Source organism: Bdellovibrio sp. CKG001, assembly GCF_055397465.1.
The window spans coordinates 730,516-754,596 of the sequence record NZ_AP029173.1; the positions used below are offsets into that span (position 1 = coordinate 730,516).

Consider the following 24,081-nt stretch of genomic DNA (forward strand, 5'->3'; position numbering starts at 1 on the left):
AAACCTTAATCATTGCGCCGAGTTGTTCCTAGCAACTCGGCGCTTCTTATTTATAATACCGCCCTATGGATCCTAAATTTATACGTAACTTCTCTATTATCGCTCACATCGACCACGGCAAATCTACTTTGGCTGACGGTCTTCTTTCTGCCACCGGCTCTTTGTCGGATCGTGAGAAAAAGGATCAGTTCCTGGACAACATGGAACTTGAGCGCGAGCGTGGTATCACTATCAAAGCTCAAACGGTCTGTTTGGATTTCAAATCCAAAGACGGAAACATGTATCAGATCAATTTGATCGATACGCCGGGGCACGTGGACTTCTCTTACGAAGTGTCCCGTTCATTGGCGGCCTGCGAAGGTGCGATTCTGGTTGTTGATGCCGCTCAAGGTGTCGAAGCTCAGACGCTGGCCAACGTATACCTGGCCATGGAAAACAATCTGGAGATCATTCCTGTTTTGAACAAAATTGACCTTCCCTCTGCGGACCCTGAAGGGGTTGCGAAGCAGATTGAAGACACCGTGGGTTTGGACTGCACTGATATTATCCATGCCTCTGCCAAAGAAAAAATCGGCATCACGGATATTCTGGAAGCCATCGTTCAAAAAGTTCCGCCGCCAAAAGCGGATCGCTCTTTGACTCCGCGAGCGTTGATTTTCGACTCTTGGTTCGATGCTTATCAGGGCGTTGTTGTCCTGGTTCGTATGGTTGATGGCGTGATTAAAAAAGGCGACAAGATTAAATTCATGGCCACGGATCGTGACTATGAAGTCCTGCGCATGGGTAAGTACAAACCATTCCCAGCGATGCAAGAGGTTCTTGAGGCCGGCGAAGTGGGCTTCCTGGTTTGCGGTATCAAAGATATCCGTGACGTCCAGGTGGGTGACACTGTTACGGCAGCAAAACATCCGGCATCCGAGCCTCTGGCAGGTTTCCAAAGAATCAAACCGATGGTCTTTGCCGGGATCTTCCCGGTCGTGGCGTCGGAATACGAAAACTTGAAAGATGCTTTGGACAAACTTTGTCTGAATGACTCTTCCTTGACGTTTGAAGTGGAAAAATCCGCCGCTTTGGGCTTTGGATACCGTTGCGGTTTCCTGGGTCTTTTGCACATGGAAATCGTCCAGGAACGTCTGGAGCGTGAATTCAATCTGGATCTGATCACCACGGCACCAACGGTTGTTTATCGTATCACCAAAAATGATGGTACGGAGATGATGCTGGAAAATCCTTCCGGAATGCCAAATGAAACGTTGATTGCCAAGTTTGAAGAACCATATGTGAAGGTGACTCTGCATACGCCAACGGACTACATCGGTGGCATTCTGAAACTGTGTGAAGACAAGCGCGGTATTCAGTTGAAGATGGAATATGTGACAGAGAAAAAGGTCATCATTGAGTACAAACTGCCAATGAATGAGATGGTCATGGATTTCTACGACCGCTTGAAGTCGATCTCCAAAGGGTATGCCTCTTTGGAATACGAATTCATCGGCTTTGAAGAATCCGACCTGGTGAAGCTGGACATTTTGATCAATGGCGAACCGATCGATGCGTTGTCCTTGATCGTTCACAGATCCAAGGCTCAAAATCGCGGCCGTTTGCTGGCGGAAAAGATGAAAGAATTGATTCCTCGTCAGCAGTATCAGATCGCGATTCAGGCTGCGATTGGTGCCAAGATCATTGCTCGTGAAACACTGGGCGCGATCAGAAAAGACGTGACCGCGAAGTGTTATGGTGGTGATATTTCCCGTAAGCGTAAGCTTCTGGAAAAGCAGAAAGAGGGTAAAAAACGCATGAAGGCCATCGGCCATGTGGAAGTCCCTCAGGAAGCCTTCTTGGCCATCTTGAAAGTGGAAGACTAGGAGAATCATCATGAGTGACAACAAACCTAAAAGCTGGGACTTCAAAACGAAGCACTTTTGGACCGAAGGTTGGGGCTCTTTGTTCCTGGCGGTCTTTATCGCTTTGTTCATTCGCTGGGGCTTTATTGAAGCTTATGTGATTCCGTCGGGTTCCATGCTGCCGTCCTTGCTGATTCACGATCATATCTTTGTGAACAAGCTGACCTATGGTCTGCGTGTTCCGTTCAGTGAAAAATGGTTGGTGAAGTTCAACGAACCAGAACGTGGCGAAGTGATCGTGTTCAAGTTCCCGAAGGACATGAGCACATTCTTCATCAAACGTATCGTGGGTGAGCCGGGCGACAAGGTTTATTACGAAAACGGAACTCTTTATATCAACGACAAACCGGTTGAAAAAAAGGTTCCGGCCAACATGGATGACTTTGCATGGCTGCGCGATGCGGACTTCCAGCGTGATGGCAACATCAACGACAACAAAGAAAACTATGTGGAATTCACAGAAGCTTTGCCGGCAGGTAAAGGCGCCAAAGAGGGTAAAGAACACGCCATCCTTCTTCGCAAGGGTGATGTCTATGAGACTTTTGGCCCAGTGACAGTTCCGGATGATCATCTGTTTGTCATGGGTGACAACCGTATGAATTCTCACGACAGCCGTGGCTGGGGCTTCCTGCCCAAACAAAACATCCTGGGCCGTGCGATGTTTGTATGGTTGAGCTGTGAAGAGACGGTTCCGAATCTTCCATTCCTGTGCAACCCTCTGACAATCCGCTGGGGCCGCTTCTTCCACTCTGTTAACTAGATGTCTGAAGAAAAAAGCACACCTAATTTAAAAGGAACTTGGAATCAGGCGATTCTAACGTTCCTTTTTCCAATTTTACTGGTGATGGGTGTGCGCTGGGCTTTGTTTGAGCCCTTTGTCATTCCCTCTGGCAGCATGATTCCGAATCTTTTGATTCACGACCATATCCTTGTAAAAAAATTCGCCTTTGGCTTGCATATTCCCTTCAGTGACCGCTGGTTGGTGCAGTGGTCGACACCTTCGCGTGGCGATATTGTGGTCTTTAAATATCCTGAAAATCCGGATGTCTACTACATCAAGCGTCTGGTCGGTCTTCCTGGGGATCGAGTGGAGATCAAAGCCGGCCGCGTGGCGGTCAATGGCAATCCGTTTACGATGACGCCCATGTCGGACCGTGGATTTGAGGCGGGCTTTCAATATTTCACAGAGAATAATGGTGAGCGATCTTACACGGTTCGTTTTCTTTCCCCTGAGGATTCTGGAGACGTGCAAGTTTATAAGATTCCCGAGGGGGAATACTTTTTTATGGGTGACAACCGCGATCAATCTGCGGACTCGCGTGCTTGGGGATTCGTGAAGAACGATTATCTGGTGGGGCGGGCGTCAGTGATCTGGCTTTCTTGTCACAGCACCTTGCCGACGATGACATTTGTGTGTGATCCTTCGCAAATCCGATTTAACAGACTCTTCCAGTCCTTGCATTGATTCCCGAAAAAGACCTTCTGTGTGTAAAATTCCTTTGAAGGCGCGTCCCTGTTCCGTTTAGGATTTAAGGATGAATCGCTGGCGGGAATATCTGACAACTTTAGTTTTGGCTGTGCTGTGTGCGCTGTTTGTGCGTCATTTTCTGGTAACAGCCTATAAGGTGCCAACGGGCTCTATGCAGCCCGCGCTCAAACCCGGTGATTTCATTTTTGCGTCCCGCATTTCTTATGGGGTGCAGATTCCCTTTGCCAGTCAAAGATGGTCCCTGACTTTGCCTGAAAGAGGCGATGTCGTGGTCTTCACCTATCCGAATCAACCTTCCGTGACTTACGTAAAACGTGTGATTGGTCTGCCCGGGGATCGTGTGCAGATTATCAAAGGGCGACTTGTTCTAAATGAGGAGCCCGTGAATTACGACAAGTTGGAAGCTGTGGCGGGTGACAATCCCAATCCTGAACTTTTCGATATTTACTCTGAAAAAGTGGGTGCGTCCTCGTGGCGTGTGATTTTCCAAAAAAATCCGGATGATAAGGATTTTGGTCCCCTGGTGGTGCCTCCTGGAGAAGTGTTCTTGCTGGGAGATAATCGTGACGCCAGTGACGACTCGCGCTATTGGGGCACGGTTCCTATGGCCCAGGTGGTGGGCCGGGTGGCTTTAATTTGGCTTTCGCTGGATTGGCAGCAGAAATGGGGCGGGGACCGTTATCCTTCAGTGCGTTGGGACCGAGTTTTTTCCACGGTCCATTGACAAGTCTACCCTTGGAACCTAGGCTTGGGTTCTAGATGTCGTCTAGGAAAAATTTCTCTCTTATTGATCTTCGTTCTCTTGAAAAAACAAAAATCGATATCCTATTCTCTTTCGCCGATCAAATTGCGGCGGGAAAATCGTCTGCTATTGAGGGCTTCGGAAAAACCGGAGCCCTTTTGTTTTTTGAGGCCAGCACACGCACACGCATGAGCTTTGAAACGGCCTGCGCACGTCTGGGGATTCATCCTTTGCGCTTGGACGGCGCGGCTGGCAGCAGTCTGGAAAAAGGCGAATCTCTGGAAGATACCGTCTTAAATGTCGAGGCGATGCAGCCGTCCTTCTTGGTGATTCGCACGGGCGATGATCTGGATTTGCGTGCACTTTCTGAAAAAATCGCCACTCCGATCCTGAATGCGGGCTGGGGTAAGAAAGGTCATCCAACACAGGCTTTGTTGGATGCCTACACCATTCGCAAGCATCTGGGGTCCTGCGCAGGACAAAAACTGCTGATTGTCGGTGATGTTCGTCACAGCCGAGTGGCAGCGTCTCACTTCGAGTTGGCGGAAAAGCTTGGTTATGAAGTGGCTTTGTGTGGCCCGAAAGAATTCCTCCCGCAGCTGCCGCCATGTCAGGTCTTCAGCGATCTTTCGCAAGGACTTCAATGGGCGACAGCGGCGATGGCTTTGCGGGTTCAAATGGAACGTCACGATCATAAGTATTCTTTGACGGACTATCGCGAGCAGTTCGGGTTCACGCAAAAGAACCTGAAAGCTCTGTCGGCAAAAGCCCTGATTATGCATCCTGGGCCGATCAATCAGGGGACCGAGATGGATGCGGATGTTCTGCAGGATCCACGCTGCAAAGTGCTGGATCAGGTTCACAACGGTGTTCTGGTTCGTCAAAGTCTGATTCATATGACAATGAAAGAGGTACAGTAATGCGCGGCTATCTGGTGCTTGAAACTGGGGAAGTCTACACGGGCGAATGGCAGGGTGGCACGGATCGCGCGGGCGAGGTGGTGTTCAACACGTCTCATTCCGGTTACGAGGAAATTGCGACGGATCCTTCATACTTTTCTCAGATTGTGGTGATGACCGCGCCGATGCAGGGCAACTACGGTGTCGAGGATGCTGTCTGGGAGTCGCGTCAGTTGTGGATCGATGGCTTTATCTGTCTAGAGGTTCAAGATTCCGAGCGTGATCGGGCTTGGAAGCAGCGTTTGACAGAAAATGGAATTCCTCTTTTGACTGAAATTGACACGCGAATGCTGGCATTGCGTCTTCGTCAAGGGGGCACTCCCTGGGGGGCCCTGATTCAGGCGCAGGATCAAACGACAGCTGTTGCTAAAGCTCAAGCCTTGATTGCTCAGAAAAAGACCATGGATAAGGACTGGGTTTACCTTGCCTCCCGCAAAGAGCCAGAAGTGCGTCGTGGGGATAATATGGTGGGGCCTCGTATTGCTGTTTTGGATTTTGGCAGCAAGGAAAATATCTTAAGAGAGCTTCAACATCGCTGTTCAGAACTCAAGATTTTCAACAGCCGCACGTCGGTGCAGGACATTTTGGCCTATAATCCTGATGGAATTATGCTGACCAATGGCCCCGGTGATCCGGCTGACGTGAAAGTGGCTATCGGGACTGTCCGTGAACTATTGGGTGTAAAACCCATTTTTGGGATCTGCATGGGCCACCAAATTCTGGGCCTGGCTTTGGGAGCTAAGACCTACAAGCTGAAATTTGGTCATCGAGGCAGCAATCATCCTATTCGCGACACTGTGCTTAATCAGATTTATGTGACCAGTCAGAACCATGGATACGCCGTGGAAGAGTCTACATTGCCTCCTGACGTGAAAGTGACTCACGTGAATCTCAATGATGGCACTGTGGCAGGATTTTATAGTGAAAAACGCAAGTGTTTAGGAATACAATATCACCCGGAAAGTTGTCCGGGGCCGCATGAGGCCTCCGGGCTGTTTAGCTACTTTGTAGAGCGGATGATATGAACGAATACGAAAAACTGATCGAAAAAATCCTTAATCACTTTGTCAGCGATGCCTTCAAAGACGAATTGGCCATGGCCAAAAAAGAGTTCTTTGAAAATGCCGGGACCTTGGATGAAAACTCCGAGCACTATGAATCGCGCATGGCTCAGTTCTATGACTGGTATTTTTTCACCAGAGAACTAAAAGGATTCGGTCAGACCCCTTTGGAGGCCTGCCTGCTGGTGCGGGAATTGCGTTTCTCTGAAGAAGAACTGCAAACACTGGAAGTGCTAAAGCAGCACCGCCATTCCATTTTTGAGTTTGTTAAAATCAAAGACGGGGACGTCTATATCAAAGATCTTCTGTACGGGAAGAAAGGCCTTTTTGGAGCTGAAACTCTGGTAGTGAAGGCTTCTCCTTTCGTCTTTGGTTTTGATCCAGATGAGCTTTTCGAAGTCCGCCTGATCCCCCAAGGGGATTCTTATGTCTTTACCCGCGGCTTCTGCTTCCACCCTGAAAGTGCGAAGAAGTTCATTCTGGCCGAGGTGAAACGTCACCGCAAAGATCCGGATCTGGATCCGGATCTGCTGATGCTTCGCCTGATTAAGATGCGTTATAAATTTGAACAGTACAAACACGTCAGACCCGAAATGATTTACTCCAATGAGGGGAAATTGGGGATCTGATGGCCGTGACCTAGGAGGAAAGAGTGCCGCGCAAGTCCAGTATTAAGAGAGTTCTTATTATCGGATCTGGACCCATCGTTATTGGACAAGCCTGTGAGTTTGATTACTCCGGCACTCAAGCCTGTAAGGCACTCATGAAGGAAGGATTGGAAGTTATCCTGGTGAACTCCAATCCCGCCACCATCATGACCGACCCGGAAATCGCCACCCGGGTTTATGTTGAGCCACTGAAAGTGGACTATCTTGAAAAAATCATCGAAAAAGAAAAGCCTGATGCGGTGATCCCCACTTTAGGAGGTCAAACCGCCCTGAACCTTGCCTTGGATCTTCATGCCAAGGGTATTCTGCAAAAGCATAAAGTGCAGTTACTGGGTGCGACTCCGCAAGTGATCAAGGCCGGAGAGGATCGTGAAATTTTCCGCGGTCTGCTGGATAAAATCGGTGCAAAGTACCCTAAAAGTCATTTGATCCGCACTTACGAACACGGCCTGCAGATCGCAGAAGAGCTGGGATATCCGATGATTCTTCGCCCAAACTACACTCTGGGCGGCGGCGGGGGGGGAATCGCCTATTCCCCGGAAGAATACAAAAAAATGCTGGTGACCGCCCTGCATGAAAGCCCCACTTCCGAAGTTTTGGTGGAAGAAAGCATCCTGGGGTGGAAAGAGTATGAACTTGAAGTCATGCGCGACTACAAGGGCACTTTCGTGGTTGTGTGCAGTATCGAAAATCTCGACCCTTGTGGCGTTCACACCGGTGACAGTATCACAGTGGCGCCTCAGCAGACTTTGAGCGATCGAGAATATCAGGCCATGCGTGATGAGGCTTGCAAGATCATCAACGAAGTCGGAATCCAGACAGGTGGGGCAAACATTCAGTTTGCGGTTCATCCCACAACTCGCGAGCGCGTGGTGATTGAAATGAATCCTCGAGTCAGCCGATCTTCGGCCTTGGCAAGTAAAGCCACCGGATTCCCCATTGCCAAAATCGCGGCCTTGCTGGCGATCGGCTACAGTTTGGATGAGCTGCAGAATGATATCACCAAGGTGACACCTTCTTGTTATGAGCCAGCTTTGGATTATGTCGTCACGAAAATCCCGCGCTTTGCTTTTGAAAAGTTTGTGGGTTCCAAAGACACTTTAACCACGCAGATGAAGAGCGTGGGCGAGGTCATGGGAATCGGCCGAACTTTGCAGGAATCCCTGATGAAAGCTCTGGCCAGTCTGGAAAAAGATCCGCAAGCCATCCCGGAAGTGATGTTGGAAACGGGTAAGATCTCGTACCCGAACAGTCGGCGGATCTATCATCTTTTCCAAGCCTTCCGTGAAGGCAAGACCGTGGCTGAAATCGAAGAGCTAACCCGCATTAATCCCTACTTCCTGGAGCACATCGAAGCTTTGATCAAGTTTGAAAGAACTTTCAAGGCTGATTTTACGGACAGCAACGCGGAACTGCTTTTGAAGGCCAAAAGGAAAGGATTCACCGATGCCAGACTGGCGGCGTTGGTGGGTAAGAAAGAAACCGATATTCGCGCCTTGCGTGAAAAGCACGGAATCCTTCCGCGCTATTCTCAAGTGGACACCTGCGCGGGCGAATTTGAATCCTCCACGCCGTACTTTTACTCTTCCTACTGGCCTATGATGTCGGCGACGGTGAATGCACCGGATGCCGTGGTTATTATTGGCAGCGGTCCGAATCGTATCGGGCAGGGCATTGAGTTTGATTACAGTTGCGTGCGCGGGGTGAAGGGGTTCCAGAAGAACGGCAAAAAAGTCGTCATGGTGAACTCCAACCCAGAAACGGTTTCAACTGATTACGACACTTCTGACGTTTTGTTCTTTGAGCCTCTGACCGCAGAAAGTCTTTGTGAAATCATGCGCTTTATCAAGCCGATGGGCTTTGTCGCACAGCTGGGCGGACAGACGCCGATCGGGGTGGCTCCGGAGTTGGTGAAGGCCGGCTATCGTCTTCTGGGGTCTTCGTTGGAGACAATAGATCTTGCGGAAGACCGTGGGCTGTTTTCGAAGATCTGCCGCGAATTGAACTTTGCCATTCCCAATTCCGGTATGGCAGGGTCTTTGGAAGAAGCCCTGAAACTTGAAAAAACAGTGGGATATCCGATGATCTGCCGCCCAAGTTATGTTTTGGGTGGACGCCGTATGGAAGTTATCGAAAACACCGAAGAGCTTCTGTCATACTTCCAACGTCACAAGGACTATATCTCGGAAGACAAGCCCTGCCTGATGGACCAGTTCCTGGCCGGTGCGTTGGAAGTGGATGTGGATCTGGTTCGGGGCGAGGACTGGGTGGTCGTCGGTGGAGTCGTGGAGCACATCGAAGCCGCGGGAGTTCACTCAGGGGACTCGATGGGGGTTTTGCCTCCGCACCGTCTGAAAGATGAAACCTGTGCGCGTATTGAGGATCTGAGCAAACAGCTTGCCCATCGTATTGGGGTGATCGGGCATTTGAATCTGCAGCTGGCTGTGAAAGACGATGTGGTTTACATGCTCGAAGCCAATCCGCGCAGCTCCCGCTCGGTTCCTTTTGTGGCCAAAGCCACGGGGATTCCGCTGATTGATCTAGGTGTTGCCGCGATGCTGGGGAAGAAAAAGAAAGATCTGAAGCTGGATACCTTAAACTGGAGAAACACTCAGACAGTTTCTGTCAAAGGTGTGGTCTTCCCGTTTAAAAAGTTCCCGGAATCTGATTCGATTCTGGGCCCCGAAATGAAATCCACAGGGGAAAGTATGGGGCGCGGAAAGAACTATTCCGAAGCACTGGCAAAGGCCTTCCTTTCAAGTAACATAAGACTTCCAAAGATCGGGCAGGTGTTCTTCTCATTGCGCGACAAGGACAAGGAAATCATGCTGCCTTTGGCGCGCGAACTGCAACGCATGGGTTATGGGGTTTCGGCCACGACGGGAACGGCGTCATTCTTTAATGAAAAAGGTGTGAACTGTCTGTCTTTGCGGAAGGTCGATGAAGGTCGTCCTCACTGCGTGGACAAGATTCGTTCAGGCGAAGTGGCGTTTGTGATCAATACCACCTCGGGCCGTCGTGCAATCGAGGCCAGCTTCGACATTCGTCGAGCTTGTACAGACTACAACATCCCGTGTATCACCGAAAGTGATGCGGCCGAGGCCTTTGTTCTTGCTTTGAAAAACGAAAGAAATGAGTCATCATCAGTCGAGGCCCTGGGGGCTATGGAGGCATTTTGAAACGACTCATTCTCGGTTTGCTGGCAATTCTCTCACTTTCCACAGCACATGCGGCGGAAGTCACTGCGGAAGCAGTCCCGCCGTCGATCACTCTGGGGGTGATTCCGGGTGGTAATCCCGAGAATTTGCGCGAGCAGGGGTTGGCCCTGGCAAAAGAACTTCAGGCCAAGCTCAACATTCCGGTGAATATCTATATTTCCAAGAACTATGCGGGCCTTGTTGAGGCGATGAAAACCAAAAAAGTGGATTTTGCGTTTTTCTCCTCTTCAACTTATGTTTTTGCGGAACAACAGGCCCAAGCCAAGGTTTTGCTGAAAAAAGTGTGGAATCATCCGTACTATTACTCAGTGATTGTGACCCCGAAGAATTCTGGGATCAAAAAGTTGAAAGATCTCAAGGGCAAGCGTATTGCTTTTGTGGATGACAAGTCCTCGTCCGGTTACCTGTATCCTCAGGTGGCTTTGCGCAAAATTGGTCTGCAGGACAAGGACTTCAAGGAAGTAGCTTTCACTGGAAATCATCAGGCGTCCATTCAGTTTCTGGAAGCAAAGAAGGTGGATGCAGCCGCTGTTTTTAGCGATGATGAAAAGGGGCTTGAGGGAGCTTGGGAAAAGTTTGGGACAGATAAAAAGGCCCAATACCGAATTTTATGGAAGAGTGCACCGATCCCCAATGATCCTTTCTGTGTTCGTCAGGAATTTTACGACACCTATCCGAAAATCACGCACACTTTGATGTTCACTTTGATCGATATTCTGGAGCAAACCCGTAATAAGAACACTTACTCTGAAATTTTGGGTTCTCGTGACTTGATGCCAGCCACTTCTAAACAGTATGATCCTGTGAGGGAGATGGTGAAGGCTCTGAATATTGAGCTGAAGCCTTAAGCACATAATGTCTGTATTATCTATTGAAAAGCTGAATAAGACATTCAAGGGCGGTCTTTTTGAAAAAGACCGTCATGTCCTGCGTGATGTCAGTTTCGCGCTTCCAGAGGGGCAAACCTCCGGCTTTGTCGGCAGCAATGGTGCTGGCAAGACGACCACCATTAAATGTATATTTGATTTTATCCGTCCCGACAGCGGACAGATTCACTTTTTCGGAAAGCCGCTGACCAGTGAAAGCAAAACCCGCGTGGGGTATTTGCCCGAACGCCCTTATCTCTACGAATTTCTGACGGGGATGGAATTTCTGCGTTTGCACTGGAATCTTTGTTATGGAGCGTCTCTAAAGGACTTCCACGAGCGGGCTCATGAGGCCCTGAAAAAGGTGGATCTTTTTGAGGCCAAAGACCGTCGCTTGCGTACTTATTCCAAAGGTATGCTGCAAAGAATTGGGATTGCTCAGGCGATTCTGACGCGTCCGGATCTGCTGATTCTGGATGAGCCCATGTCCGGTTTGGACCCGGACGGCCGGGCCATGGTGAAAGATATTCTGCGGGAAGAACAAAAACGCGGAGTCAGTTTATTCTTTAGCAGCCATCTTCTTCAGGATATGGAGGAGTTGTGTTCACATCTTGTGGTGATCAATCGGGGGCAGATTCTTTATGACGGAGTTTTAAGCTCGTTCATGGCGGAATATCAAAGCCTGGAAAAAGCGTTCTCAGTGCTGAAGGGCAAGGAGGAAGGCCGTGTATAAGGTATGGACTTTAGCGCGCACCACTTTGCGTGAAATGCTAAGAGAAAAGATCTTTATGGTGGCGGTCCTGATTGCCGTGGCCCTGTTGGCCCTGAGTTTCCTTTTGGGGGCATTGTCTTTTGCGGAACAAAGAAAAATTCTGGCAGACTTTGGCTTTATGGCGATTCAAATTTCCGGTTTGGGGATTTCTTTGTTTGCCGGAGCTTATCTGTTGGCCAAGGAGATTGAAAAGCAGACTTGTCTGTTGATTCTTTCCCGACCCGTCAGTCGCGCTCAGTTTATTCTGGGGAAGCTGTTTGGGGTCCTGGCATTGAACACTCTTCTGATGAGTGCCTTGGGTGTGGTGCTTTTTTTGCTGTTGGGTCTGTGGAAAGAGTCCCAACTTCTGCCGGCATTTTTGGAAATCGGTCTAAGTCTGTGGTGTGAAAGTGCTGTCATTCTGTGTCTGGTGATCTTCTTCAGTCTGGTGGTGCGACCTGTTCTGGCCTTGGGGGCCGGGTTTATGGTTTTCCTGCTGGGGCACTGGCTGGGGGACCTGACCTTTTTCGCTGAAAAAAGTAAGGAAGAGGTCTTTGTGCAGGCTGTGAAGGTTCTGCACTGGGTGACACCCAACTTCTACCGCATGAACTGGAAATCCGCTTACTTCCTTGAAAATGGCATTCCGTTTGACAACATTCTATGGATGCTGGCGCACATGACAGGCTGGGCTTTGCTGGCCATTTTGTTGACCAACTTCTTCTTCAGGAGAAAAGACATTGTTTGATTTGGATACGGGCTTTTATGTCCTTTTCTTTGTTTTGGGTGCGATCTTTGGCAGTTTCGGGAACGTCATCATCTATCGTCTTCCCAGGGAGGAAAGCATCGTCAAGCCACGCAGCTATTGTTACAGCTGCAAGACCCCGGTAAAGTGGTACGACAACATCCCTATTTTCAGCTGGTTTATCCTTCGCGGGCGTTGTCGCAAGTGCCATGCAAAGTTCTCTTTCCGTTACCCTTTGGTTGAACTGATCACGGCGGTGTTGTTCGCACTGAGCTACCATTACGCTGGCCTCTCCTGGACGCTGCTTGAGTATCTGATTTTCGTGTTCGGTTTGGTGGTGTGCACATTTATTGATCTGGACCACATGATTCTGCCTGATGAATTCACTCTTTCCGGCATTGTCATAGGGCTGGTTGGGGCGGCCTTGAATCCGCAGCGCGAGTTTTTGGATGCGCTTTTTGGGATGCTGATGGGGGGCGGATTCCTGTGGGGAATGGCCTACGTCTATTATTTGTTGACCAAAAACGAAGGCATGGGCGGTGGTGACATCAAGCTTCTGGCCTGGATCGGTGCGATCCTGGGGTGGAAGGCAATTCCTTTTGTGATTATGTCTTCAGCAGTCATTGGCAGCGTGATTGGCTTGATCGCTGCCAGAAAGCAGAAAGCAGGACTAAAGACGGTGATTCCATTTGGCCCTTACCTGGCCTTAGGTGCGGTTCTCTATCTGTTCGGAGGCGAGACCATCGCGCTTTGGTACCTCGACTTGTTCCTTCCGGGTCTGAGTTAGTGGTTCGACCGAGGCTGGACCTTTGGGTATGGCCTCGACCCTTGTTTGACATTCCCCACCCAAGCAGAAATAATTTTAGTATGTTAGACTTGTGTCTAAAGACGTAAGTCTTTGAAAAGACATCTGAGTGGTACAACTGGGGAAGCAGCGAAAGCATGTTTTTTAAATCGAAAAAAGTCATCGGACTCGACATCGGATCGAGCTCCATCAAACTTGCTGAAATGGACGTCAGTGGCAAAGGCGCCCAGCTTCTCTCTTTTGGTTTTGCACCAACGCCTCCCAACGCCGTGTCTGGCGGGGAAATTGTGGATATCGGTTCGGTGGGAATCGCGATTCAGCAACTGATTGCTGAAGTGAAAACCAAACGCAAGGGCATCGCCACAGCCATGTGGGGAACCGCCGTGATCGTGAAAAAGATCACGATCCCGAAGATGGATCGCAAGCTGATCAAGGATCAGATCCGCTTTGAGGCCGAGCAGTATATTCCTTTTGATATCAACAACATCAGTCTGGCTCACCATATTCTGAACACCAGTTCTTCGCCTGATGCGATGGATATCTTGTTGATTGCCGCACAAAACGAACTTGTCAGCCAGTACACTCAGGTCATTGAAGTGAGCGGTCTGAACTGCAGCGTTTTGGACGTCAGTGGTTTTGCCCTGGCCAATGCCTTTGAACTGAACTATGGCAAGATTCCTGGTGAAGTCGTCGGCATCCTGAACTTCGGCGCTTCCATCACCAATTTCGTGGTTCTGCAAAACGGCGAGGTCATCTTCTGCCGTGATATCCCAGTTGGCGGCGCCAACTACACCAACGAAATTCATAAAGCTATGGGTGTGACCGTGGCGGAAGCCGAGGCTTTAAAGCTCAGTGCCATTTCCCGTCGTGAGGTTCCGGATGAGGTTCACAGCATTATCAGTGCGACGAACGAAGCCGTGACGGAAGAAATTCGCAGCAGTTTGGACTTCCTCAGTGCGACCACCAATGGCCTTGTCTTGAACCGTTGTTTCTACACCGGGGGGAGCTCGGCAACCTCCGGTCTGGTTGAGACGGTGTCGCGGGTTACGGGCATTATGATGGAACAGTTCAATCCATTCCTGCGCGTGAAGGCCAATCCTAAAAAATTCTCACCTGAGTATCTTGATCAGATCAGCGCTTTTGCAGGTGTTGTCACCGGACTGGCTTTGCGCCAGCAGGGGGACTCCACATGATTAAGATTAATCTTGCCAATGGATCAGGCTCAGGAGTTGCGGGAGCCTCACTGGGGTCTTCGCTGGGAATTTCCACCGAATCCTTCATGGGGGCCGAGGAAATTCGCAAAGAGGCACTAAAGCGCCTTGTGCTTTTGGTTGTGGGACCTTTGGCTCTGTATATCTATGAGAATCAGAATGTGCCGACCAAAGTGGCTGAACTGAATTCCAAGAATCAGATTTTGGCCGAACTGCAGTCTTATAACGCCAAGGCTGCAGATTCCGTGGCTGAAATTAAGAAATTTAAGGAAGACGAGGCTTTAATGGAGGCTCGTATTTCCGCTTTGGAAAAGATCTCCAAAGATCGTCAGCGCGAAATCCGCGTTCTGGATCTGTTGCAAACCGTGATTCCGGAAAAAGCCTGGTTGACCCGGGTGCAGATCAATCCGGGCCGCGTGAACATTCAGGGGCTGGCTTTGAGTGACTTTGAAGTATCTCAGTTCCTGGAGGCTCTGACAAAAAGTGTGTTCTTAATGGACGTGAACTTGGTCAGCTCCAGCGAGTCCGTGCAGGACGGGGTAAGTTTGAAGAAGTTTGAGATCAGTTGTTTGCTGGAGAGACCAAATGAATAAGTTATTTGACACTCTCGCGGTTCAAACGATTGGAAAAATTCTGGTGATCGGGTTGGCCCTGACGGGGTTGTACTGGAACTTCATCTATGATGATGGTTCTGCCGTCGACGCTCAGATTGCAACTGTGAATCAGCAGCTGCAGGAAGAGGAAAACAAGAAAAAAGACACGGATGCGACTTTGAAACAAGTGCAGGAAATGCAGGAAAAAGTCGGTCAGCTCAGCCAGAAGTATCAGGAGATCTCCCGTCGATTGCCGGCGGTGTTGTTCTCAATTGATATCAACAAGGCGATCGATGACTTTGCCCGGAATGCTGGTGTCAGTGTGAAATCGAAAAAACCGGGTGAGAACATCAAAAAAGAAGTTGTGGAAGAGGTTCCGGTGGAAGTGACTCTGGAGGGAAGTTATGCCGAACTGGCTCAGTTCACTTTCCTGGTTTCCACAGCCGAGCGTATGGCCCGTGTGCAGAACATTGTTCTAAGCGAAGCCGAGCCGGGTTCAAAGAAATTGAAGTTTGAAGGACAGGTAGTGGGTTATAAACTGGCTCCGGAAGAAAAGAAACCGGCAGCGACGGAGAATCAGCAGTGAAATCTGTAAGATGGATTGTATCTTACATTTTAGTGGCATCCTTGGGGCTTTGGCTGGCCTTTGCGGTCAGCATGAAGTTCATGGCGCCGGCTCATTCTCAGGACGCTCCGTCGAACGGAGATTTGCCTGCTGAGTTCCTAAAAGAGGTCGAGTCCACACAAGTGCCTCCAGCAGGGGCCACTCCTCCTGCGGCAGCGAAGGAAGTTCCGCCGCCGCCGGCAGAGCCTACGCAAGTACCGGCTCCGCCTGCGCAGGATATGCCGGTGGGTGATGCGGTGACGGCACCTCCTCCGGTGCAGGAAATTGTGCCTCGCGATGGTTATGTTTACGATCCTACGGGCAAGCGTGATCCGTTTAAGGTGTTTAAGACAGTCCGTCCTATTTTGCCAGAGACTGCCAAGCAAAACGAAGTGCTTGAGCCTTTGCAACGTTGGGAAATTGATCGTTTGCAGGTTGTGGGTATTTTGTGGGATGTGAAGACGCCTCGTGCGATGATCAGAGATCCCGATGGGGCTGTATTTGTAGTGACTAAAAATTCCAAAGTGGGTCGTAGCGAAGGATTCGTGGCGACCATTCGCGAGGGTGAAGTCGTCGTGATGGAAACCAAGTACGAAGATGGCAAAGCCTTTAAAGAGCCCCGCGTGATGGAATTGAAAAAATAGTATTCTAAGTTTTAGGAGGAACTAATGAACGGATTCATTAGATTGTTAATCCTGAGTGCAATGATTGCCTCTTTGACCTCTTGTGCAAGTCAGCCGGTGGAAGACGATTTGTCCCTGGATGGATTTGATTCCTCTGCAGAGGTTGCGCCTGCTGAAGAAGCGGCACCGTCCAGTGCCGACAGTGATTTTGCTGAATTCGATGAAATTGACAATCAACCGGCTCAGGCGGAGTCCGCTCCTGCGGGTGACCAGGATCTGGCGATTGAAGAGGAAGTGAATCAGGCTGGCGGATCCGAGGATCAACAGGTGGCTCAGGATGCTCCTGCTGCGACAGAAGAATCCAATCCGACAGAAGATCCGTTCGCGGACAGTTCTGTGGCGGATGTCCCGGCTCCTGCAACGGAAGAGCCGGCCGCACCAGAACCAACAGTGGTTGAAACCACTCCGGATCCATTTGCTGAACAGCCGACGGTGACGGAAACGGCGCCTCCGGCGCAGGATTCGTTTGCAACAGCGCCCTCTGCAGCTCCGGCGAATATCACGGATCTTAAGTTCCGCGCCAACGAAACAGGCGGAACGGTGATCGTGCAAGGGGATCGCCCGTTGACGTATACAACGCGCACGAATCCCGATTTGAACCAGTACATTATTGAAGTGGACAACGCCAATCTGCCGGATCGTCTGAAGCGTTCTTTGAACACCAAAGACATCAAAGGCAGCGTAGGCGCTATTGATGCTTATCAGAATCCGGGCTCTTCAACAGCACGTTTTGTGATCCAACTGCGTGACGGTGTGGGTGAACCCACTGTTCAGCAGGAAGGAAACAGCCTGCTGATCGTGGCCAGTGGTACTGGTGCCGCTCCGGCAGAGTCAGTGGAAGTGACTGATGTCAGCAACGCGATGGGGGATAACAAAATCCTTCCAAGTCAGAATCTGACAGAGTTCCTGGCAGGCAACACCAAATTCTACGGCAAAAAGATTTCCATCGAGACCAATAACATGGACATCCGTGACGCTTTGAACTTCATCACGGAAGAATCTGGCGTAAACATGGTGATTTCCGAGGATGTGAAGGGCGCCGTCAGTTTGAAACTGCGCCAGGTTCCTTGGGACCAGGCTTTGGTGGTTCTGATGCAAGCCAAAAAGCTGGGTTACACTCGTCAGGGCAACGTCCTGCGAATTGCTCCGGTTCAGGATTTGAAGGCGGAAGAGGATGATGCCACCAAGCTGGCTCAAGCGCGCCGAAATCTGGAGCCGCTGAAGGTTCGCATGTTCCCGGTCAGCTACGCAAAAGTGGACGAGCTGGAAAAGAAAATCAAAGACTTCCTGGGTGATCGCGGCAAAGTTGTGGGCGATGTTCGTACCAATGCCCTGGTTGTGACAGACATCGAGGAAAACCTGGAGCGTGCGGCGAAATTGATTCAAAGCCTGGATACGCAGCCACCACAGGTTTCCATCGAGGGTAAAATCGTGGAAGCTTCGGAAAACTTCACCAGAAATATCGGGATCAACTGGAGTGCTTCCGGTGCACCGATCAAACTGGGCAGCACGGCTCGTGGTCCTGTGAATATGAATCCAAGCTTTAATGTGAACTCCTCAGCCGCCGGCCAAAACGGGGCTTTGAATTTCGGTTTGAACGTGGGGACTTTGGATATCTTCGGGACTCTTTCAGCTGCGTTGTCTTTGAACGAAATCAACGACCAGGTGAAAATCATCTCGGCTCCAAGAATTTCGACCATGTCCAACGAGAAAGCTGAAATCAGTCAAACGACGGAAGTTCCGGTTCGTCAGGTGACTCAAAACGGGACGGCGACTCAGGAAACGTTCCAGTTCAAGCCATTGACTCTGAAGCTGGATGTGACTCCGCAAGTAACGGCGGACGGATCTGTTATAATGAAAGTGCTTGTGAACAGACAGTTCCGTGGAGCTGACGTGAGTAGTGCGGGTCAAGGGGCCTTTGCGGTGAACAGTCGTGAAGCCAATACCCGTATTTTGGTTAAGAACGGACAGACTGCCGTTATCGGTGGTATCTATCAAAGTGACGCGACTGACGGGGAAACTGGGGTGCCTTGGTTCCGTGAAATCCCGGTTCTGGGCCACTTGTTCAAGACCAAAAATATCACGAAAGAAAAATCTGAACTGTTGATCTTCCTGACGCCAAGAATTCTGGGTCAGGTGGGTTCGGGTTCCATGAATACGAATGCAACAGATCTCTAGAGGAGACGACGTATGAAATTTTTAAAAGTTCTGCTTTTGGTTTCTACTGTTGCGGTCTTCCTGCCCAGCTGTTCCGAGAACACCAGCCAGTTGGCCGTGCAGTTGGGAACAACTCGCACGTATGTCATCAATGCCACTGCGAAAAGCTGTCTGACCAAGGAAACAGAAGACCCGTCCAATCCTTCGCCTAATGATGTTGGAGCGGCCTTCTTCCAGATTCAGTATTTGAATATCGCTTGGCCAAACACTGAAAAGACTTTGATTATTGCGGCAATCCGCCTGAAGTTCCAGGGGCCTCAGTTCTCTGGGGGAACCTATCTTTGTGAGTTCGCGGGGGATAATCTTCTGGCTCTCAACGAAATCTGGTACGCTAAAGGGGAGGCTGCGGTCGGCGGGCCGGAAATTCCAAGTTATAAACAACCAACTAACGCGGCTCAAAGATACACCCCTGCTCAAGTGGTTTCCACGACATGCCCCATTGTCTGTGGTGGTTTGAATGCTTCGGCGTCCTTCCAGTCTTCCGGGACTGTGGATATCATTGGTTTTTCGCGTGACTCTAAAGGCGAGCTGACTCCGGAAAGGACCACAGGGTTCATCTCCATTGAAAGTTTAGGGGACTAGGGCAGAGTCCTTAGTGACGTATTACAAGAAACGGGAAAAGGGCTCAGCAATGAGCCCTTTTTTATTTCTCCGCGCGCGGTCAGCGGCCTTTTTAGGTGATTCCGTCGGGGGGATGGTTTATGACCCTTTCATGGATCTTTTTTCAGCTGCGCAGTCCTCTACCGGAACATCCCCCTTATCCGAGATTCTTCGTCCAAAGAATCTGGATGAAATCTTTGGTCAGGAAAAGACTTTGGGACCCAAGTCCAAACTGGGCCAAATGTTACGCAAAGGTTATTTGCCCAGCCTGATCATCTGGGGCCCTCCGGGAACCGGGAAAACGACCTTTGCTCTGGCTTTGTCTCAGCACTTTAACGCTCACTATGTCCATCTTAATGCTGTGGACTCAGGCGCTAAAGCCCTGCGTGAAGTGGGGGAGGCGGGGAAAGACCGCCGTATCCAGTTCCAGCAAAAGACGATTCTTTTCGTGGACGAAATTCATCGTTTCAATAAGGCCCAGCAGGATGTGTTATTGCCCTTTGTGGAAAAAGGCGATGTGGTGCTTGTGGGGGCGACGACGGAAAATCCTTCTTATGAGCTCAATCGCGCTCTGCTGAGTCGCTGTCGCGTGGTCATCTTTGAACGCTTGTCCGATCAGGATCTTAATAAGATTATCGCACGGGCTGAGGCCCACTATGCGAAGTCCCTGGATAAGATACTGACCTCGGCGGCACGACAGAATCTGATTGAGTACTCAGACGGGGATGCGCGCCGACTGATAAACAGTCTCGAGATTTTATACACCTTTACCAAGGACGAAGATCAGGCCGAACCTCTTGATGTGAACGATATGCGTGAACTGCTTCAGCAGAATCCGCTGGGTTACGACAAGAATTCTGAAATGCACTACGATACGATTTCGGCCTTTATCAAAAGCATTCGGGGCAGTGATCCGGACGCGGCCATGTACTATCTGGCGCGCATGCTGGATGGCGGGGAGGATCCGATTTTTATCGCTCGCCGTCTGATTGTTTTGGCCAGTGAAGATGTTGGCAATGCGGATCCACGTGCCATCTCTGTGGCCATTGCCGGTTTGCAGGCTGTGGAAGCCATTGGTCTGCCGGAGGGTGCGATCACACTTTCTCAGGTGACGACCTATTTGGCCTCGTGCCCCAAATCCAATGCATCTTACATGGCTTTGCATAAAGCCCGTGAGTTGGTGGAAAAGACACGCACGCTGCCGATCCCATTGCACTTGCGCTCGGCCAAAACAGCCTTGGCTAAAGATTTGGGATACGGTCGCGACTATAAATATCCCCACAATTATCCCACCGGCTGGGTGGAGCAAAGCTACCTGCCAGACGAAATCGAAGAGAAACCTTCGTTGTATGAGCCCACTTCTCGCGGATTTGAAAAGAACATCAAAGACTATTTGAACTGGATGAAGCTAAAGAAGGATTGAGGTGCGGAGCACCTCTATAAGCGCAGGAGGTTCGGGTGCTTATAGCGGTATTCTTATTAGTAGTCGTCCGGATGAAGACATATATAGTGAAATAAATCTCTGAAGACCTTGAGTGAAAAAAAAAGCCTGCACGAAGCAGGCTTTTTTTATTTTAAGATGGTTAAACCTTAGATGGCTCTCTGGGCGCAGACACTCACGCAAGGCTCAGTTCCTTGTGCCACGTATGAAAAGCGCGTATTGCCGGGGATTTCCACGCGGTCCCCGGGGCGCAAAACAAACTGATTACCAGCAACATTGAAAATCATTTCACCGCTGATGATAACCCGCACTTCTGCGAAAGGTTTGCGATGGTCGGCGACCTTTTTGTGGGGCTCCAGAACCTGCTCATAGGGCTCCATGCCTTCGGATTCCAGGATCAGATTTACCTGCTGTTTGTTCGGAACAATGGGTGCTTGCCAACGTGTGATGATCATAATAGTGCGCCTCTTTCGGCCCTCGTTATCTCAAATCGGCACAGGCTTTACAAGTCACGGTGCCGATGAATCTCGCCTTGAAACAGTATCACGAAAAAATATCCGAAATGCGACAGGATAAGAGGCCTGATTCTCAACTTTTTTTGTTTTCTCGTTAAGTCCTTTTGTGGATTGTCGATATCTCTATTGTTGGAAGGACCCTATTTATAGGGGAGGGTAATTTGAGCAGTTCTAAAACTAAGTCGACACACGCTGAGCTAGACAACATTCTGAATTTTGTCGATTCCTCTAAGGGTCTTAGAGCGAAGATTCACGAGTCTGGCAAAGTACAAATCCGCCAGGACCTCGATGGTAAAGTATTCTCCTTCAATACCCAGGAAGTCAGTGAGGTTTTGCATCGCGCGGACTCTGAAGGGAAGCCGTTTATTCAGGTGAACTTTAAGAATGGAACGAAGGTGCTACTGACGGAAACACTGGTGGGCTTTAAGCCGCTAGAGACCTTGGGATTGGATATGTCCCGCATTCCGAAAGTGGTCACAACCCCGGATCTTTTAAGTGTCTATGAAGCCATTGAAGAGTCCATGGGAGCTGATAATGGCCTGGATCATGAGGTCGAAATCCTAAAAAAGGTCTATACGGCGATTGTTTCTGGTGGTGAGAAGGTAGGGTTCGACCTTAGTTTTGAAAGAGCCTGGCTAAATAGACTTCTAGCGTCAAAATTCAAAGCAAGCGCTTAAATACACGTAAATTCAGTAGTTTAGTAATGTATTTTGCCATAACCGAGGCCCCTGCCTCGGTTATTTATTGAGCAACTTCTGGTGGGTTATTAAAATTTCGAAAAAAAGCTATTGACCTTTTTCGGCCCTTACGAGAAAACAGCTCCACTTCGTTTGGGGGCATAGCTCAGCTGGGAGAGCATCTGATTTGCATTCAGAAGGTCGCAGGTTCGATCCCTGTTGCCTCCACCAAATTTCTCATATAAGAACTTTTCGAAGTTCCGCTGTATCGAGATTCTTTTCTTCTTTAAGACTTTTGTCTCGATGAAGAAAAAATAAAAAAGATTGTTGACGAGAAACAAGAAATCGATAAGATTGGTTCCTCTCGCTTCGATAGCGAAGTGAATGAAAAGAAATTTTCGCTCTTTGAAAACTGAATAGCTAGATAAAATAGATTTTTGGGCTCTTTGAATACTGAGTAATTAGTATTCACAATTTCAAAAAATATTCGAACAAACAATAGCGTAAAAGCTAGCTGTTTGCTTCTAACAGAATTTAAACTGGAGAGTTTGATTCTGGCTCAGAACAAACGCTGGCGGCGTGCCTAATACATGCAAGTCGAACGGGGTAGCAATACCTAGTGGCGCACGGGTGAGTAACGCGTGGATAATCTGCCTTAGAGTGGGGGATAACTAGTCGAAAGATTAGCTAATACCGCATAAGACCACAAGAGCTGCGGCTCAAGGGGTCAAAGGTTTTTCGCTCTAAGATGAGTCCGCGTAAGATTAGCTAGTTGGTGAGGTAATGGCTCACCAAGGCGACGATCTTTAACTGGTCTGAGAGGATGATCAGTCACACTGGAACTGAGACACGGTCCAGACTCCTACGGGAGGCAGCAGTAGGGAATATTGCACAATGGAGGAAACTCTGATGCAGCGACGCCGCGTGAGTGATGAAGGCCTTCGGGTCGTAAAGCTCTGTCGCAGGGGAATAACACAATGAATGTACCCTGTAAGAAAGGATCGGCTAACTTCGTGCCAGCAGCCGCGGTAAGACGAGGGATCCTAGCGTTGTTCGGAATCATTGGGCGTAAAGCGGATGTAGGTGGCTTTGTAAGTCAGGTGTGAAAGCCTGGGGCTCAACCCCAGAAGTGCATTTGATACTGCGAAGCTTGAGTGTCGGAGAGGTTACTAGAATTGTTGGTGTAGTGGTGAAATACGTAGATATCAACAGGAATACCGGAGGCGAAGGCGGGTAACTGGCCGAACACTGACACTGAGATCCGAAAGCGTGGGGATCAAACAGGATTAGATACCCTGGTAGTCCACGCCGTAAACGATGGATACTTGTTGTTGGAGGTATTGACCCCTTCAGTGACGAAGCTAACGCGTTAAGTATCCCGCCTGGGGAGTACGGTCGCAAGATTAAAACTCAAAGAAATTGACGGGGGCCCGCACAAGCGGTGGAGCATGTGGTTTAATTCGATGCAACGCGAAGAACCTTACCTAGGCTTGACATGTACTGGAAGATTGGCAGAAATGTCGTCGCCCGCAAGGGTCGGTACACAGGTGCTGCATGGCTGTCGTCAGCTCGTGTCGTGAGATGTTGGGTTAAGTCCCGCAACGAGCGCAACCCCTGCATTTAGTTGCCAGCATTCAGTTGGGCACTCTAGATGGACTGCCGGTGTTAAACCGGAGGAAGGTGGGGATGACGTCAAGTCCTCATGGCCCTTATGCCTAGGGCTACACACGTGCTACAATGGTAGTCACAGAGCGAAGCTAAGCCGCGAGGTAGAGCAAATCGCTTAAAAGCTATCTAAGTTCAGATTGATCTCTGCAACTCGAGATCATGAAGTTGGAATCGCTAGTAATCGCGGATCAGAATGCCGCGGTGAATACGTTCCCGGGCCTTGTACACACCGCCCGTCACACCATGAAAGTCGGCTGTACCAGAAGTCGCTGCGCTAACCGCAAGGAGGCAGGCGCCCAAGGTATGGTCGATGATTGGGGTGAAGTCGTAACAAGGTAGCCGTAGGGGAACCTGCGGCTGGATCACCTCCTTTCTAAGGATTATCCGGTCAATCTTCATCAAGACTTGTTCTTGATAAGTTAAAATGACCCAATCTTAGGTCAACTTACTCTTCCCGAGTAAGTGAGTCCCAAAAATCTATCTAGCTGTTTAGTTTTGAGAGAGTGAAGCCTAACGGGCCTGTAGCTCAGTTGGTTAGAGCACACGCTTGATAAGCGTGGGGTCGGAAGTTCGAGTCTTCCCAGGCCCACCAAGTTCTACTGACGGTTGAATGCGGTGTAAGTTAGAGTTTTACGTGAACAAGTTTTTGTTCTTTGACAATTGAATA

General features: G+C 49.6%; 21 protein-coding genes, 2 tRNA genes and 1 rRNA gene. 23 read left to right on the forward strand and 1 reads right to left on the reverse strand.

All coding sequences use genetic code 11. The features are described 5' to 3' along the window. Positions 1-65 precede the first annotated feature (65 nt). The 19 genes from lepA (at position 66) to ACZ50P_RS03710 (ending at position 20,536) form a co-directional block, all read left to right on the forward strand. Positions 66-1,865 carry a translation elongation factor 4 gene (gene lepA / locus ACZ50P_RS03620; RefSeq protein ID WP_464120237.1) on the forward strand — a complete coding sequence of 600 codons (1,800 nt, stop codon included), beginning with the start codon at positions 66-68 and terminating at the stop codon, positions 1,863-1,865. Positions 1,866-1,875: 10 nt separating this feature from the next. Continuing rightward, entirely contained in the window at positions 1,876-2,664 is a 789-nt protein-coding gene (gene lepB, locus ACZ50P_RS03625) for a signal peptidase I (RefSeq protein WP_464120238.1), read from the forward strand. Then, positions 2,665-3,369 (forward strand): signal peptidase I, encoded by a 705-nt coding sequence (gene lepB, locus ACZ50P_RS03630; RefSeq protein ID WP_464133509.1) that lies wholly within the window; start codon positions 2,665-2,667, stop codon positions 3,367-3,369. A gap of 70 nt (positions 3,370-3,439) precedes the next feature. Then, positions 3,440-4,117: a signal peptidase I gene (gene lepB, locus ACZ50P_RS03635; protein WP_464133512.1), complete on the forward strand. Its 678-nt coding sequence runs from the start codon at positions 3,440-3,442 to the stop codon at positions 4,115-4,117. 35 nt (positions 4,118-4,152) lie between these two features. After that, positions 4,153-5,055: an aspartate carbamoyltransferase catalytic subunit gene (locus ACZ50P_RS03640; RefSeq protein WP_464133513.1), complete on the forward strand. Its 903-nt coding sequence runs from the start codon at positions 4,153-4,155 to the stop codon at positions 5,053-5,055. Next, positions 5,055-6,119 (forward strand): glutamine-hydrolyzing carbamoyl-phosphate synthase small subunit, encoded by a 1,065-nt coding sequence (gene carA, locus ACZ50P_RS03645; RefSeq protein ID WP_464133516.1) that lies wholly within the window; start codon positions 5,055-5,057, stop codon positions 6,117-6,119. Before ACZ50P_RS03640 ends, carA begins: the two co-directional genes overlap by 1 nt. Continuing rightward, the gene (locus ACZ50P_RS03650) at positions 6,116-6,784 is read left to right on the forward strand and encodes a DUF7986 domain-containing protein (protein ID WP_464120243.1); all 669 of its coding nucleotides are present in this window, start codon (positions 6,116-6,118) and stop codon (positions 6,782-6,784) included. The genes carA and ACZ50P_RS03650 overlap by 4 nt, the downstream gene beginning before the upstream one ends. A gap of 23 nt (positions 6,785-6,807) precedes the next feature. Further along, positions 6,808-10,002 (forward strand): carbamoyl-phosphate synthase large subunit, encoded by a 3,195-nt coding sequence (gene carB / locus ACZ50P_RS03655; protein ID WP_464133518.1) that lies wholly within the window; start codon positions 6,808-6,810, stop codon positions 10,000-10,002. Further along, a complete protein-coding gene (locus tag ACZ50P_RS03660; protein ID WP_464120245.1) occupies positions 9,999-10,889 on the forward strand; it encodes a substrate-binding domain-containing protein in 891 nt (296 codons plus the stop codon). Before carB ends, ACZ50P_RS03660 begins: the two co-directional genes overlap by 4 nt. A 7-nt stretch (positions 10,890-10,896) precedes the next feature. Next, positions 10,897-11,640, forward strand: coding sequence for an ABC transporter ATP-binding protein (locus tag ACZ50P_RS03665; RefSeq protein ID WP_464133521.1), 744 nt, complete (start codon positions 10,897-10,899; stop codon positions 11,638-11,640). Next, on the forward strand, positions 11,633-12,403 hold the full coding sequence (locus tag ACZ50P_RS03670; protein WP_464133523.1) for an ABC transporter permease: 771 nt from the start codon (positions 11,633-11,635) through the stop codon (positions 12,401-12,403). The genes ACZ50P_RS03665 and ACZ50P_RS03670 overlap by 8 nt, the downstream gene beginning before the upstream one ends. Next, positions 12,396-13,187: a prepilin peptidase gene (locus tag ACZ50P_RS03675; protein WP_464120248.1), complete on the forward strand. Its 792-nt coding sequence runs from the start codon at positions 12,396-12,398 to the stop codon at positions 13,185-13,187. The genes ACZ50P_RS03670 and ACZ50P_RS03675 overlap by 8 nt, the downstream gene beginning before the upstream one ends. Before the next feature lie 155 nt (positions 13,188-13,342). After that, complete coding sequence (gene pilM / locus ACZ50P_RS03680; protein ID WP_464120249.1) at positions 13,343-14,398, forward strand: type IV pilus assembly protein PilM; 1,056 nt, start codon at positions 13,343-13,345, stop codon at positions 14,396-14,398. Then, positions 14,395-15,009, forward strand: a complete 615-nt coding sequence (locus tag ACZ50P_RS03685; protein ID WP_464133525.1) for a PilN domain-containing protein — start codon at positions 14,395-14,397, stop codon at positions 15,007-15,009. The genes pilM and ACZ50P_RS03685 overlap by 4 nt, the downstream gene beginning before the upstream one ends. Beyond that, on the forward strand, positions 15,002-15,595 hold the full coding sequence (locus ACZ50P_RS03690) for a type IV pilus inner membrane component PilO (RefSeq protein ID WP_464133527.1): 594 nt from the start codon (positions 15,002-15,004) through the stop codon (positions 15,593-15,595). Before ACZ50P_RS03685 ends, ACZ50P_RS03690 begins: the two co-directional genes overlap by 8 nt. Beyond that, the gene (locus ACZ50P_RS03695) at positions 15,592-16,257 is read left to right on the forward strand and encodes a pilus assembly protein PilP (RefSeq protein WP_464133528.1); all 666 of its coding nucleotides are present in this window, start codon (positions 15,592-15,594) and stop codon (positions 16,255-16,257) included. The genes ACZ50P_RS03690 and ACZ50P_RS03695 overlap by 4 nt, the downstream gene beginning before the upstream one ends. A 24-nt stretch (positions 16,258-16,281) precedes the next feature. After that, on the forward strand, positions 16,282-18,474 hold the full coding sequence (locus ACZ50P_RS03700) for a type IV pilus secretin PilQ (protein ID WP_464133531.1): 2,193 nt from the start codon (positions 16,282-16,284) through the stop codon (positions 18,472-18,474). 12 nt (positions 18,475-18,486) lie between these two features. Beyond that, positions 18,487-19,095 carry a hypothetical protein gene (locus ACZ50P_RS03705; protein WP_464133533.1) on the forward strand — a complete coding sequence of 203 codons (609 nt, stop codon included), beginning with the start codon at positions 18,487-18,489 and terminating at the stop codon, positions 19,093-19,095. Positions 19,096-19,225: 130 nt separating this feature from the next. Next, complete coding sequence (locus ACZ50P_RS03710; RefSeq protein WP_464133536.1) at positions 19,226-20,536, forward strand: replication-associated recombination protein A; 1,311 nt, start codon at positions 19,226-19,228, stop codon at positions 20,534-20,536. A gap of 167 nt (positions 20,537-20,703) precedes the next feature. Here ACZ50P_RS03710 and ACZ50P_RS03715 read toward each other — a convergent pair whose 3' ends face one another. Then, positions 20,704-21,009 (reverse strand): cupin domain-containing protein, encoded by a 306-nt coding sequence (locus ACZ50P_RS03715; RefSeq protein WP_262552336.1) that lies wholly within the window; start codon positions 21,007-21,009, stop codon positions 20,704-20,706. 221 nt (positions 21,010-21,230) lie between these two features. On the opposite strand from ACZ50P_RS03715, the gene ACZ50P_RS03720 reads away from it, so the two are divergent. The 4 genes from ACZ50P_RS03720 (at position 21,231) to ACZ50P_RS03735 (ending at position 24,006) form a co-directional block, all read left to right on the forward strand. Beyond that, positions 21,231-21,746, forward strand: coding sequence for a hypothetical protein (locus ACZ50P_RS03720; protein ID WP_464118133.1), 516 nt, complete (start codon positions 21,231-21,233; stop codon positions 21,744-21,746). A 155-nt stretch (positions 21,747-21,901) separates the two neighbouring features. Then, positions 21,902-21,977: transfer RNA gene (locus ACZ50P_RS03725), tRNA-Ala, on the forward strand. Positions 21,978-22,282: 305 nt separating this feature from the next. Beyond that, positions 22,283-23,787, forward strand: a 16S ribosomal RNA gene (locus ACZ50P_RS03730). Between the two features lie 142 nt (positions 23,788-23,929). Beyond that, a tRNA-Ile gene (locus ACZ50P_RS03735) sits at positions 23,930-24,006 on the forward strand. Positions 24,007-24,081: the final 75 nt, after the last annotated feature.

Coding starts and splice junctions, on each gene's coding strand:
- lepA (WP_464120237.1), top strand. CDS start 66: ATGGATCCTAAATTTATACGTAACTTCTCTATTATCGCTCACATCGAC.
- lepB (WP_464120238.1), top strand. CDS start 1,876: ATGAGTGACAACAAACCTAAAAGCTGGGACTTCAAAACGAAGCACTTT.
- lepB (WP_464133509.1), top strand. CDS start 2,665: ATGTCTGAAGAAAAAAGCACACCTAATTTAAAAGGAACTTGGAATCAG.
- lepB (WP_464133512.1), top strand. CDS start 3,440: ATGAATCGCTGGCGGGAATATCTGACAACTTTAGTTTTGGCTGTGCTG.
- ACZ50P_RS03640 (WP_464133513.1), top strand. CDS start 4,153: ATGTCGTCTAGGAAAAATTTCTCTCTTATTGATCTTCGTTCTCTTGAA.
- carA (WP_464133516.1), top strand. CDS start 5,055: ATGCGCGGCTATCTGGTGCTTGAAACTGGGGAAGTCTACACGGGCGAA.
- ACZ50P_RS03650 (WP_464120243.1), top strand. CDS start 6,116: ATGAACGAATACGAAAAACTGATCGAAAAAATCCTTAATCACTTTGTC.
- ACZ50P_RS03665 (WP_464133521.1), top strand. CDS start 10,897: ATGTCTGTATTATCTATTGAAAAGCTGAATAAGACATTCAAGGGCGGT.
- pilM (WP_464120249.1), top strand. CDS start 13,343: ATGTTTTTTAAATCGAAAAAAGTCATCGGACTCGACATCGGATCGAGC.
- ACZ50P_RS03685 (WP_464133525.1), top strand. CDS start 14,395: ATGATTAAGATTAATCTTGCCAATGGATCAGGCTCAGGAGTTGCGGGA.
- ACZ50P_RS03690 (WP_464133527.1), top strand. CDS start 15,002: ATGAATAAGTTATTTGACACTCTCGCGGTTCAAACGATTGGAAAAATT.
- ACZ50P_RS03700 (WP_464133531.1), top strand. CDS start 16,282: ATGAACGGATTCATTAGATTGTTAATCCTGAGTGCAATGATTGCCTCT.
- ACZ50P_RS03705 (WP_464133533.1), top strand. CDS start 18,487: ATGAAATTTTTAAAAGTTCTGCTTTTGGTTTCTACTGTTGCGGTCTTC.
- ACZ50P_RS03710 (WP_464133536.1), top strand. CDS start 19,226: ATGGATCTTTTTTCAGCTGCGCAGTCCTCTACCGGAACATCCCCCTTA.
- ACZ50P_RS03715 (WP_262552336.1), bottom strand. CDS start 21,009: ATGATCATCACACGTTGGCAAGCACCCATTGTTCCGAACAAACAGCAG.